The 12,606-nt window shown below is 72.5% G+C and carries 10 protein-coding genes; 6 read left to right on the forward strand and 4 right to left on the reverse strand.

Annotated elements, in window-relative coordinates; translation table 11 throughout:
• Nucleotides 1–35: 35 nt before the first annotated feature.
• Genes nrfD through fdh form a run of 3 tightly spaced genes read right to left on the reverse strand, consistent with a single transcriptional unit; the run spans nucleotide 36 to nucleotide 5,582 of the window.
• Entirely contained in the window at nucleotides 36–1,127 is a 1,092-nt protein-coding gene (gene nrfD / locus AAH979_RS39970) for an NrfD/PsrC family molybdoenzyme membrane anchor subunit (RefSeq protein WP_346263322.1), read from the reverse strand.
• 40 nt (nucleotides 1,128–1,167) lie between these two features.
• Nucleotides 1,168–2,217 carry a 4Fe-4S dicluster domain-containing protein gene (locus AAH979_RS39975; RefSeq protein WP_346263332.1) on the reverse strand — a complete coding sequence of 350 codons (1,050 nt, stop codon included), beginning with the start codon at nucleotides 2,215–2,217 and terminating at the stop codon, nucleotides 1,168–1,170.
• A gap of 2 nt (nucleotides 2,218–2,219) precedes the next feature.
• Entirely contained in the window at nucleotides 2,220–5,582 is a 3,363-nt protein-coding gene (gene fdh, locus AAH979_RS39980) for a formate dehydrogenase (protein WP_346263323.1), read from the reverse strand.
• A 247-nt stretch (nucleotides 5,583–5,829) separates the two neighbouring features.
• Here fdh and AAH979_RS39985 point away from each other — a divergent pair, with 247 nt between their 5' ends.
• The 3 genes from AAH979_RS39985 (at nucleotide 5,830) to AAH979_RS39995 (ending at nucleotide 8,982) form a co-directional block, all read left to right on the forward strand.
• Nucleotides 5,830–7,098, forward strand: a complete 1,269-nt coding sequence (locus AAH979_RS39985) for a cytochrome P450 (protein WP_346263324.1) — start codon at nucleotides 5,830–5,832, stop codon at nucleotides 7,096–7,098.
• 125 nt (nucleotides 7,099–7,223) lie between these two features.
• A complete protein-coding gene (locus tag AAH979_RS39990; RefSeq protein ID WP_346263325.1) occupies nucleotides 7,224–7,823 on the forward strand; it encodes a maleylpyruvate isomerase N-terminal domain-containing protein in 600 nt (199 codons plus the stop codon).
• Nucleotides 7,824–7,953: 130 nt separating this feature from the next.
• On the forward strand, nucleotides 7,954–8,982 hold the full coding sequence (locus AAH979_RS39995) for a magnesium transporter CorA family protein (protein WP_346263326.1): 1,029 nt from the start codon (nucleotides 7,954–7,956) through the stop codon (nucleotides 8,980–8,982).
• Nucleotides 8,983–9,132: 150 nt separating this feature from the next.
• Here AAH979_RS39995 and AAH979_RS40000 read toward each other — a convergent pair whose 3' ends face one another.
• Nucleotides 9,133–9,897, reverse strand: a complete 765-nt coding sequence (locus tag AAH979_RS40000) for a hypothetical protein (protein WP_346263327.1) — start codon at nucleotides 9,895–9,897, stop codon at nucleotides 9,133–9,135.
• A gap of 314 nt (nucleotides 9,898–10,211) precedes the next feature.
• On the opposite strand from AAH979_RS40000, the gene AAH979_RS40005 reads away from it, so the two are divergent.
• The 3 genes from AAH979_RS40005 (at nucleotide 10,212) to AAH979_RS40015 (ending at nucleotide 12,517) form a co-directional block, all read left to right on the forward strand.
• Nucleotides 10,212–10,568 (forward strand): hypothetical protein, encoded by a 357-nt coding sequence (locus AAH979_RS40005; protein WP_346263328.1) that lies wholly within the window; start codon nucleotides 10,212–10,214, stop codon nucleotides 10,566–10,568.
• Nucleotides 10,565–11,224 (forward strand): nucleotidyl transferase AbiEii/AbiGii toxin family protein, encoded by a 660-nt coding sequence (locus AAH979_RS40010; RefSeq protein WP_346263329.1) that lies wholly within the window; start codon nucleotides 10,565–10,567, stop codon nucleotides 11,222–11,224. The genes AAH979_RS40005 and AAH979_RS40010 overlap by 4 nt, the downstream gene beginning before the upstream one ends.
• A 129-nt stretch (nucleotides 11,225–11,353) precedes the next feature.
• A complete protein-coding gene (locus AAH979_RS40015; RefSeq protein ID WP_346263330.1) occupies nucleotides 11,354–12,517 on the forward strand; it encodes a low temperature requirement protein A in 1,164 nt (387 codons plus the stop codon).
• Nucleotides 12,518–12,606 lie beyond the last annotated feature (89 nt).

Consider the following 12,606-nt stretch of genomic DNA (forward strand, 5'->3'; position numbering starts at 1 on the left):
CCCCGTCTCGGCTCATGGACGGCACCGGCTCGTGGCTACGGGCCGGCGCCGACCCCCCGTCTCGCCCGCCGCTCCCGCTGCGGCAACACCGTGTACTTCGGGTCCCGGGCGGAGGCCACCCCGGCCTCGAAAACCCCGAACCGGGTCAGCAGCGAGGAGGCGAGCAGGGCCGCGCCGGAGAACACCGAGAGGGTCCGGTTGCCCCGGGCCAGCAGCGCGCCGGCGGTACCAGCGGCCAGCAGCAACTGCCCGCCCCGGATCAGCCGGGCCGGCCGGCCGGTCCGGTACGGCTCGCCGGTCAGCCCCATCCGGGCGATCCGGCGCTCGGCGAGCGTCTCGACCACCGCGCCGGCCACCGCCAGCCGGGCCGCCGGGCCGCTCTGCGCGGTCGGCGCGGCGACCAGCCCGGCGCCCGCGCCGGCCACCAGCGCGCTGCCGCCGAACAGGAACGGCAGGTCCGGGTACGCGTCGTGCCAGGCCGGCATCGCGGTGTCGGCGAGCAGCACCCCGGTGTACGTGGCCAGCCCCGGCGCCACCGCCGCGGCGGCCAGTCCGGCGACCCGGCCGGCCGGGGGCAGCAGCCGGCGGGCCAGTCCCAGCCCGCCGCGCCGGGACAGCACCGGGGCGATCTCGCTCACCGCGGCAAGTCCCGCCGCCGGCCCGAACGCGGCCAGAATCCAGGTACCCATCGACATCGGCGAGGTCGGCTTGGCGACCCGCAGCATGTGGTGAAACCGGGCCGGCCGGCCGAGATCGTTGACCAGGAAGTACGCGCTCGCGCCGACCGCGCCGAGCGAGACGAGCCGGCCGGCCCGGCGCAGCGCCGCCCGACCGGTCAGGTCCGCACCGGCGGCCAGCAGCGCCGATCCGGCGGCCAGCCCGCCGGTGAAGAGGTACGCCGCGATGTCCTTGCGCCACACCGGCGCCTTCACCACCGGCCGCCCGTAGTACGAGCTGAACTCGGCCGGCGGGACGACCACCGGTTGCCCGGCGACGACTCCCGGCCCACCCCACCGCCCGGACCGGCGCCGCAGCTCCGCGCCGTCCGGCTGGTCGAGGCTCGCCCCGGCCTCCCGACGGTGCTCGCCCAGCGGCCCGCCGCCGCTGTCGGGGCCCGGTCCGGTCATGCCGTCCCACCTTCCACAGCGGGCCCGCCGGTCCGCCGGATCATGACGGCCGCCCGACGAACGCCGCCACCACGCCGGCCGTCATGGTCAGCGCGGCCAGCCCGGCCCGGCGCCACATCCGGGGCAGGTCCCGGGTGGTCACCACGGGATCCGGCGGCAGGCCGTACACCTCGGGCTCGTCGAGCAGCAGGAAGAACGCGCCGTCCCCGCCCACACCGTCGTCCGGGTCGTGCCCGTAGAGCCGCGCCTCGGGGACGCCGTCGGCGTGCAGCCGCTCGACCCGGGCCCGGGCCCGCTCGCGCAGCTCGTCGAGCTCGCCGTACTGGATCGACTCCGTGGGGCAGGCCTGGGCGCAGGCCGGCGTGCGCCCGGCCCCGATCCGGTCGTAGCAGAGCGTGCACTTCCACGCCCGGCCGTCGTCCTTGCGCTGGTCGATGACCCCGTACGGGCAGGCCGGGATGCAGTAGCCGCAGCCGTTGCAGATGTCCTGCTGCACCACCACCGTGCCGAACTCGGTGCGGAACAGCGAGCCGGTCGGGCAGACGTCCAGGCAGGCGGCGTGGGTGCAGTGCTTGCAGACGTCCGACATCATCAGCCAGCGCAGGTCGGTACGCCCGTCCCGGTCCTGCTCCCGGCCGGGCAGGTCGGTGCCGGGCATGCCGAGGAACTGGGTTCCGTCCGCCATCCGCCCGGCCGGGCCGGGTTCCGGGGCCGGCGGCACCCCGGGCCTGCTCCCCTGGTCGGTGGTGGTACCGGCGGCCGCCTCGGCGGTGGCCGGGGTGATCGGCGGCCCGCCCGGGGTACCGGCCAGCGGCGGTGACGACTGCCAGCCGGCCGGCCGGGGCTGCTCGACGAAGGCGACGTGCCGCCACGAGTTGGCGGTCAGCGCCCCGGTGTTGTCGTACGACATGCCGAGCAGGTCGAGCCCGCTCTCCGGTACGAGGTTCCACTCCTTGCAGGCCACCTCGCAGGCCTTGCAGCCGATGCAGACGCTGGTGTCGGTGAAGAATCCCATCCGGGGTGGGGGGTCGAGGTGACCGGCCTGCTCGGCGGGGTTGACCGGCGCGTCCGGGCGCCGCATCTCGACCATGCTCATCCCTCCCGTTCCGGGTCGCCGCCGCCTGCCCGAGTCCCCGCCGATCCCGGGTCGCCGCCGCCCCCGGGCCCGGTCGACGCCGGATCCCCCGGCACGGGTCCGTCGCCCGGTGGGACGCCCCGGCCGGCGGTCACGATCGGCGGGTGGTGCCCGTCGAGGCCGGCCCGCCGCCGGTAATCGGCGAGGTAGTCGAGCAGCCCCGGTCCGGTCGGGCGCCGCCCGGCCCGGATGTCGCAGGTGCCGACCTTGCTCTCCTGGATCAGCACGTTCGGGTCGAGGGTGACCCCGAACAGGTCGTTGGCCGGCTCGCCCCGGACCAGCCCGGCGTTGCCGAAGTGGTACGGCAGCCACACCTGGTGGATGATCCGGCCCTCGATCCGCAGCGGGGTCAGCCGGTCGGTCACCATCACCCGCGCCTCGATCACCCCTCGGCTGCTGACCAGGTGCGCCCAGCCCAGGTGGGTCAGGCCGCGCTCGACGGCCAGCTCCGGCCCGACCTCGACGAACATCTCCGGTTGCAGTTCGGCCAGGTGCCGGACGTTGCGGCTCATCCCGCCCGCGGTGTGGTGCTCGGTGAGCCGGCTGACCGTGAAGACGTACGGGAAGACGTCCGTGCCCGGGTCGGGTGGGCTCGGGTTGGTCGGGTTCTCCGGCCGCTCGTACGTCTTGCGGATCGGGTTGGCCTGCTGGCCGTAGAGCGGGTTGCGTACCGGGGACTCGACCGGTTCGTAGTGGGTCGGCAGCGGCCCGTCCAGTATTCCGGCCGGCGCGTACAGCCAGCCCTTCCCGTCGCCCTGCATGATGAACGGGTCATCGCCGGCCAGCGCGGCCACCCCGGTCGCGTCCGGGTCCGGCCGGTACGACGGCGGCTTGGTCTTCTCGAAGTCCGGTACGTCGTACCCGGTCCACTCGCCCCGCTCCGCGTCCCACCAGACGTACCGCTTGCGCTCGCTCCACGGCCGCCCCTCGGGGTCGGCGGAGGCCCGGTTGTAGAGGATCCGCCGGTTGAGCGGCCAGGCCCAGCCCCACTCGGCGGCGACCCAGTTCTGCTCCCCGCCCGGCCTACGCCGGGCCGCCTGGTTGACCCCGTCGGCGAAGACCCCGGTGTAGATCCAGCAGCCGCCGAGGGTCGAACCGTCGTCCTTCATCTCCACGAAGGAGCTCAGCGGGCGGCGGGTGGCCACCTCGTAACCGTTGATCTCCCGCAGCACCGCCTCGGCATCCGGCTCGGCGTGCGGGCCCTCGGTCGGATAGTCCCAGGCCAGGTCGAGCAGGGCCCGGTCGCGGGGCCGGGTGGAGCCGGCGAGCTTGCTCCGGATGATCCGGCCGAGGTGGTAGAAGAACCAGAGTTCCGAGCGGCAGTCGCCGGGTGCCTCGACGGCCTTCTCCCGCCACTGCAACAGCCGCTGCGTCTGGGTGAAGCTGCCGGGCTTCTCCACGTGCGAGGCGGCGGGCAGGAAGAACACCTCGGTACGGCACCGCTCCGGGGCGATCTCGCCGGTCTCCACCTCCCGGCTGTCCTTCCAGAACGTCGCGCTCTCGATCATGAAGAGGTCGCGGACCACCAGCCAGTCCAGGTTGGCCATGCCGAGGCGCTGGGCGCGGCCGTGCGCCGAGCCGACCGCCGGGTTCTGCCCGAGCAGGAAGTAGCCCTTGACCTTGCCGTCGATCATGTTGAACACGGTCTGGTACGTGCCGTGGTCGCCGCTCATCCGCGGCAGGTAGTCGTAGCAGAAGTCGTTCTCCGGGGTGGCCGCCGCTCCCCAGTACGCCTTGAGCAGGTTCGCCGCGTACGCCCGGGCGTTGCCCCAGAAGCCCTTCTGGCCCGGGTGCCGGATGCTGTCGCACCACTTGTCGAAGGTCGGATGCTGGGCGTGGTTCGGCATCGGCAGATAGCCGGGCAGCAGGTTGAACAGCGTCGGGATGTCGGTCGAGCCCTGGATGCTGGCGTGCCCGCGCAGCGCCAGCACCCCGCCGCCGGGCCGGCCGATGTTGCCGAGCAGGAGTTGGATGATCGCCCCGGTCCGGATGTACTGCACCCCGACGGTGTGCTGGGTCCAGCCGACCGAGTAGACCAGCATGGTGGTGCGGTCCCGGTTCGAGTTCGCCACCCAGGCCCGGGCAACCTCCTCGAACTTCTCCCGGGGTACCCCGCAGACCCGCTCGACCATCTCCGGGGTGTAGCGGGCGTAGTGCCGCCGGAGGATCTGGTAGACGCAGCGCGGGTGCTGGAGCGTCTCGTCCCGCTCCGCCTCGCGGGCGACCGGCGGTCCGTGCGACTCGTGCCGCAGCCCGGCCGCGCTGTTCCGCTCGGTGGCGGTGTCCTTCGCCCCGTCCCCCTCGTGTCCGGCGTACTGCCAGCTCGTCTGGTCGTAGCTGGTCCGGTCCGGGTCGTAGCCGGAGAAGAGCCCGTCCAGCTCCTCGGTGTCCTGGAAGTCCTCGCTGACGATGGTGGCCGCGTTGGTGTACGCGACGACGTACTCCCGGAAGTCCAGCTCGTTGTCCAGGATGTACCGCACGATGCCGCCGAGGAACGCGATGTCGGTGCCGGCCCGGATCGGGACGTAGGTGTCGGCGAGCGCGCTGGTCCGGGTGAACCGGGGATCGACGTGGATCACCTTGGCGCCCCGCTTCTTCGCCTCCATCACCCACTGGAAGCCGACCGGGTGCGCCTCGGCCATGTTCGAGCCCTGGATGATCACGCAGTCACTGTTGATCAGGTCCTGCTGGAATTCCGTCGCGCCGCCGCGACCGAAGCTGATCCCCAGACCGGGGACCGTGGCGGAGTGTCAAATCCGGGCCTGGTTCTCGATCTGGATTGCCCCCATCGCGGTGAACAGCTTCTTGATGAGGTAGTTCTCCTCGTTGTCCAGCGTTGCCCCGCCCAGGCTGGCGATGCCGAGGGTGCGGTGCAGCGGCCGGCCCCGGTCGTCGACGTCCTCCCAGGTGGCGTCCCGGGCGGCGAGCACCCGGTCGGCGATCATGTCCATCGCGGTCGGCAGGTCCAGCTCTTCCCACTCGGTCCCGTACGGGCGGCGGTAGAGCACCCGCTGCTGCCGCAGGTCGCTGGTGACCAGGCCCAGGCTGGCGGCGCCCTTGGGGCAGAGCCGCCCGCGGGAGATCGGGCTGTCCGGGTCTCCCTCGATCTGGCTGACCCGGCCGCCTGCGACGTAGACCCGCTGGCCGCAACCGACGGCGCAGTACGGGCAGATGGACCGGGCGACCGAGTCGGCGGTGTCGGTCCGCGGCGTCAGCTCGGCGGAGCGGGCGGACTTCGCGGCGGCACCCCGGCCGAGCGGGTCGGTGCCGGTGAGCTGGCGGTAGACCGGCCACCCCTCGATCCAGGTGCGGACCCCCATACGTCAGCACCTCCTGCGATGACGAGGCCGGTTGCCCGACCACCCGAGGGTAGGTCAGCCAGACGGTGCCCCGAGGGAAAGCGCCGAAACCCGGCGGAGCCGGAAATCCACCGAGAAATTTTCGCCCGGCCTCGCCTCATCGATCGCGCCTCCGGCCTGCGAAAACGGGACGAAGGGCGGCAAAACCCCGACCGGCAATGCGAATGATCATGACATCCGAGGGCGATTGGGGCAGTACTCTAACGCGATGTCTGTCGATCAATCCACCGAGACCGGTTCGGATTCCATCCCCCGGATCGACTTCGACCACCACTCCCCCGAATATCGCGCCAACTGGCGGGCCATCTCCGACGACCACCTGGCCCGCTGCCCGGTGGCCCGGACCGATGCGTACGGCGGCTTCTGGGTGGTCTCCGACCACGCCGGCGTGAGTCAGGTGATGCGGGACGATGCCACCTTCAGCTCGGGCCGGAACACCGAGGACCCGTCGGACCCGCGGCAGGGCATCGTCATCCCGCCGAACCCCATCACGCAGGTGCCGCTGGAACTGGACCCGCCGGAGTACAACCCGTACCGGCGGATCATGAGCCCGTACTTCTCGCCGAGCGCGGCCCGCGACTCGCTGCCCTTCGCCGAGCAGGCCGCCGACGCCCTGCTGGACCGGGTCTGCCCGAGCGGCCGGATCGACCTCGTGCTGGACTACGGCAACCCGCTGCCGGCGCTGGCCACGATGAAGTTGATCGGGCTCCCGCTGGACGACTGGCAGACGTACGCCGGGCCGATGCACTGGGTCGCGGCGTCGCCGCCGAGCGACCCCGACTACCCGCGCAACGTCCAGGTCATGGGGCAGCTCGGCGGTGCCATCGCCGCCGAGGTGCCGAGGCTGCGCGAGGAGCCGGGCGAGGGACTGCTCAGCGGTCTGGCCAAGGCCACCATCGACGGCGCACCGCTGCCCGTCGAGGAGGTGGTGAGCATCGCGCTGCTGGTGATCCAGGGCGGCCTGCACACCACCACCGCGCTGTTCGCGCACACCATGCTCTGGCTGGCCGAGCACCCCGAGCAGCGGGCGGCGCTGATGGCCGATCCGGCGCTCTGGGAGCACGCGACCGAGGAGTTCCTCCGGGTCTTCCCGCCCGCGATGGGCTTCGCCCGGACCGCCACCCGGGATGTGGTGGTCGGCGGGCAGCAGATCCGGGCCGGCGACCGGGTGATGATGTCGTTCGCCGCCGCCAACCGGGATCCGTCGGTCTTCCCGGACCCCGACGAGGTACGGCTGGACCGCTCCCCCAACCGGCACACCAGCTTCGGGCTCGGCATCCACCGCTGCATCGGGCTCAACCACGCCCGCGCCTGGTTCCCGCTGATGGTCCGGCGGGTGCTCGAACGGATGCCGGACATCGTCATCGACCGGGCGGCCACCAAGCAGAACGAGAGCCTCGGGGTGATCAACGGCTTCGGCAGCATGCCGGCGACCTTCACCCCGGGCGAACCGCTCGGCGTGACGATGCCGGACTGACCAGCGCAGGTCGCCCGGCCGCCGGTCCGGGCGGTCGCCGGGAACGTCCCGGCGGTCGCCCGGCCGTCGGCCGGAACGGGTACGGTCTCCGCTGACCACCAACCGATGCACCGTACGGAGTAGCGATGACCGTCAGCGCGGACGACCTGGAGACGGCGGTGGCCAGTGTCGTCGACACGCTCCGTCCCGGCACCGATCGGGACTGGCGTGTCCGGGCGGACGGGCTGGACTGGGACTGCTGGCACACCGGGGAGCACCTCGGCGACTGCCTGCTGTCGTACGCCATGCAGCTCGGCTCCCGCCCCGCGGACCGGTACGTGCGGTTCCTGGCCGCCGTCGACCCGGAGGCGACCCCGGCCCAGCTACTGGAGTTCGTCGGAGGCAGCGGGCAGGTCCTCGCCGCGATGGTCCGGACCGCCCCGGCGTCGGTCCGGGCCTGGCACCCCTACGGCATGGGCGACCCGGCCGGTTTCGCCGGGATGGGCTGCGTCGAGACGCTGCTGCACGGCGACGACGTCGCCCGGGGCCTCGGGCTGACCCTCACGCCGCCGCCCGAGGTCTGCGCCCGGGTGCTGGCCCGGATGTTTCCGCAGGTCGCCGCCGAGTTGACCGAGGTCGACCCGTGGTCGGCACTGCGCTGGGCCACCGGCCGGACCGAACTGCCCGGCCGGCCCCGCGTGCGGCGGTGGCAGTGGCAGGCGGCGCCGCCGGACGAGCGCGACTGACCGGCTCTGCCACCCACCGGGCCCTCGTCCGCATCGCCATCACCAACGGCGGCCGAGGTTCGACGAACCAGCACGCCGGCCGGCACCGTCGGCCTACCGTCAGGTGCGTGGGGGAGGTGACGGCGTGCAGATGAGCAGCACCCGGATGTACCGGGACGGCGCCCTCGTCGACCAGGGCTTCCCGGCGCGGGAGGTCGGCGACCGGCTCGCCGGCGACGACCAGGTGGTGATCTGGCTCGACATCTGCCGGCCGACCGAGGACGACCTGAAGCTGCTCGCCGAGGAACTCGGGATGCACGAACTGGCGGTCGAGGACATCGTCCAGCAGGCCCAGCGCGCGAAACTCGACCGGTACGACACCCACCTGTTCCTGAACACCTACATGGTGCGATTCGACGCGGACGGCGGGCTGACCGACGACGAGGTGTCGGCGTTCATCAAACCCCGGGCCCTGGTGACGGTCCGCTACACCGACAAGTTCGACATCCGGCACGTGCTGGCCCGCTGGGACGAGAGCGCCGAACTCGCCCCGCACGGCATCGCGTTCCTGCTCTATGGCCTGCTCGACACCCTGATCGACGGGCACTTCTCCGCGGTGCAGCAGCTCGACGCGACGCTGGAACGGGTGCAGGGCTCGATGTTCAAGGACGGTCGGGCGGGCGTCGCCGCCGGCGCGGGCCGGGGCGGCGACGCCGGTGCCGCCGGCGAGCTGGACCGCAACGAGGTGCAGCGGCAGATCTTCCTCGCCCGGCGGGACCTGGTCCGGCTCCGCCAGGTCACCCTGCCGATGCGGGAGGTGGTGAACGCCCTGATGCGTCCCACCATGCACACCGTCGATGAGGAGATGCTGCCGTACTACCAGGACCTGTACGACCACGTGCTGCGGGTGATCGAGTGGAGCGACTCGCTGCGCGACCTGAACACGACCATGCTCGAGACGAACCTGATGCTGCAGAACAACCAGCTCAACCTGATCGTCAAGCAGGTCACCGCCTGGGCGGCGGTGATCGCCGTGCCGACGGCGGTGACCGGGTTCTTCGGGCAGAACGTCGCCTTCCCCTGGCGGCACACCCCGGGGGAGTTCATCGTCTCGCTGGTCGTGACGTTCGGGCTGGCGATCGCCCTGTACGTGGTGTTCCGCAGGAAGAGTTGGATCTGAGCGGCCGCCCCGGCTGCTCGCACCGCTGCCGGCCCACTCGCCAGCGCAGCGGTACCGAGGACGGACCGGGCCGGCTGGTTTCCGGCCAGGTGACGTTTCGGGGAGGCCAGCGCGTGGCCGGGCCTCCCCGAAACGGTTCCGTCGACCGGGTTACCGGGACCAGACGTCCTGCACGATGTCCGCGGCCTGGTCCTCCCACTGCGCGTACGCGTAGGGGTACGCGGACACCTGCACCGCCTGGGCGGCGTCGGTCAGCGGCCGGTCCCACCAGCGGTCGACCCGCTTGAGCCCCTCGAAGAACGCGGCCGAGGAGTAGTCGCGGTCCCGGATCTGGTCCGGCGAGCCCCAGCCGGACGACGGTCGCTGCTGGAACAGCCCGAGCGAGTCATGGTCGTTCCACTCGCCCAGGTGACCGAGGTTGCGCAGCTTCGACTCCTGGAGGGCGGTCGCCACGCCGATCACCGCGCCCCGCTGACCCATGTCCAGCTTCCGGGCCACCCGGACGATCTCGCGGGCGTTGTCCCGCTGCTCGTCGTCGAGGTCGATCCGGGACTGGTAGCCCTGCACGCCGTACGGGACCAGCTTGTCCCGGGACGGCTTGTCGTCCGAGTTCCCGCTGTCGGCGGGCCGGTTGCGGTCGTCGTGCGAGGAGTCGTCCCGCATCGACTGGCCGTACGCCACCGACTGCGTGCCCGGGTCCCCGGCCGCGGCTACCACACCGACCGGGCCGGCCACGGCCGAGCAGGCGGCCGCGCAGGTGAGGCCCGCGACGGCCAGCGCGGACCGGCGGGCGATCGGGGTTTCCGCGACGGCCGGAAGCCGGCGCGTCACCGGATGTGCGGCGATGGCGGGAAGCCACCGCGTGCGAGCGGTCTCCGCGATGGCGGGGAGCCATCGTCCGAAGATCGGATTCATGGTTGCCCTTTCGTCTGGATTCCGGGAGGCACTGCGCGGCTCTGGGGGGTCAGCCCCAGCGCACAACGGAGGTACGCCCGCGGTCCAGGGGGCTGACCTCGCGGGCGTACCGAGATAAACAACCAGCCGGGCCAGTCCGGCATTCCGGATTTGCCTGGCCGGTGCCGGCCGCCGGTCCGGCCCCACGGTCCCGACCGGCAGCGGCGGTCACGACGCCGGCTCCGGGCCGGTCCGGGGCCGGTGGCGGGCCGGACAGACCAGCAAAATCGGGTACGGACGATCCGTACCCGCCAGCTTCCGGCTACCCTGAGCGCATGCAGTACGCCGCCGTGGCCGGAACCGGCGTGGTCCACCTGGCCCGCCCGGGCCGGCCTGCCGTGGTGACCCCGACCGTTGCCGAGCTGACCGGCCCGACCCAGGGCACGGTCGTGCTGCCGCTGCGCCTGATGTGGGGGCCGGAGCGCAGCTTCGACCTGGACGATCCGGACCAACTGCTCTGGATGTACGAGAATGTCCTGCGCGAGAGCACCCGCTCCGACGACCTGCGTCGGTTCCTCAACGGCCGGGTGCTCCGCCGGGTCTGGCCCGCGCTGAACCTGCCGCGCGGGGTCCGGGCGGCGTGGGAGCGACGACACCCGTCACTGGCCCCCGGTGATCGCCGGGCGGCATGACCACCACCCATCTCGACGACTTCTACCGCCAGGTCGCCCGGATTGCCCTCTCCGTGGCTGACAAGCACGGATTCGTGCTCGGTGGTGGGGTGGCCTGGGCGGCGCACGGGCTGGTCTCCCGGCCGACCGAGGACGTCGACCTCTTCGCCGACGTCGACGGCGCGGCCGCCAGCGCCGAGGCGGAGGTCCGGGCCGCGCTTGAGGCAGCCGGCTTCGCCGTCGTCGACGAGGACCCGTCGAGCGACCTGGCCGGGCTGTTCAGCGGGTTCGAGCTGGACATGAAGGACTTCCTGGTCAGCCGGGGCGGGCGGCGGCTACGGCTCAGCCTGGGGCGGCTGGACCGGCACCGCAGCCCGGTGGTGATGGACCTCGGGCCGGTCATGCACGTCCAGGACCTGGTGGCCAGCAAGACCGCCGCCCTGGTCACCCGCCGCGAGGTCCGGGACTACATCGACGTCGCGGCGGCGCTCGACCGGTACGCCGTGGACGACCTGATCCGGCTCGCCGCCGAGTACGATCCGGCGATCGAGCCGGACGACATCACCGCCGCTGGCCGCTACCTGGACCGGCTGCCCGACCAGCGCTTCGCCCGGTACGGCCGGGACGCCGCGCAGGTCCGGAAGATCCGCGCAAAGCTGGCCGACTGGCCCCGCTGACCCGGTCGCGCCTCCGCCTCGGCCGGCGCCCTCGCAAGCGTTTGCCGATCCCCGCCCGTCAACGGATGTGACACTGGGACCGGGCCCGCTCGGTGAACGGGCAGCGACTCCGATTCGTCTGGTTGGCCAGTGCTGGAACCCCGTCCCGAGAACGCCCGCCGGCCGACGATGCTGGAGCTCTTCTTCGACCTGGTGTACGTCGTCGTCCTCGCCCTCATCTCGCAACGGCTGATGCGCGACCCGGACTGGGCAGACGCGGTCCGCGCCCTGCTCCTGCTGGCGGGGCTCTGCTGGGTGTGGGGAGCGACGGTCCTGATCACCAACATCTACGACCCGGCCCAGCCGTTGATCCAGGGCGCCACGATCGTGGCGATCGTCGGCAGCCTGCTGATGGCCGCCTCGATACCCGGCGCCTACGACCGGCACAGCATGGTCTTCGCGGTCGCGTACGTGGGGATCCATCTGGGGCGCGGGCTCCTGTTGATCCCGGCGCTCCGGGGCCAGCCCGGCGAGTTCCAGCGGGCCGTCCACGTGCTGATCTGGTTCTCCGTCTCCGCCGTGCCGTGGCTGGCCGGCGGTGTGGTCGGCGGGACCGGGCAGATCGCGCTCTGGACGGTCGCGTTGGCCATCGACGCCCTCGGGCTCGGTCTTCGGTACCCGGTACCCGGGCTGGGCAGGGGCCAGGCCGCCCAACTCCTCAGCGTCGCCGAACACCTCGGCGAGCGGTTCCAGCAGTTCTTCATCGTCTCGCTCGGCGACGCGATCCTGATCATCGGACTGGCGATGAGTCGTACCGAGTTCACCGCCATACACCTGGCCGGGTTCGGGGTGACCCTCGGCAGCACCGTCCTGCTGTGGCGGATCTACGTGCACCGCGCCGGGCAGGTGCTGCCGGCCGCGATCGGCGCGTCCAGACGCCCGGCGCGGTTCAGCCAGAGCTCGCCCTACAACCACCTGGTGATGGTCGCCGGAGTCGCCGCCACCGCCGCCGGCTTCGAACTCGTCATCGTGGATCCGACCGGCGAGCCGACAACCGGGTGGGTCGCCACGACCCTGGGCGGTCCGGCACTCTTCCTGGCCGGTCGGGCCCTCTTCGAGTACGAGGTCTTCGGTCGCGTCTCCCCGGTACGTCCCGCCGCGATGCTGGTACTGGTCGCGGCGGTGCCGGGCGTGCTGCGGCTGCCGCCGCTCGCCGGTACGACCGTGGCCGCGCTGGTGCTGGCCGGAGTCGCGGTCACGGACGCACTGCGCAGCCGCAGGCGCTCCACCCGGGCGGCCACGTCGGCCGGCTGAACCCGGCGGCCACACCGGGCCGAGCCCGGGGTCGACCCGGAAACGCCGAAGGCCGGACCCGGGTGGGATCCGGCCTTCGGTTTCCAGCC

The organism is Plantactinospora sp. ZYX-F-223 (assembly GCF_039649625.1).
In the GTDB taxonomy this organism is placed as follows: domain Bacteria; phylum Actinomycetota; class Actinomycetes; order Mycobacteriales; family Micromonosporaceae; genus Plantactinospora.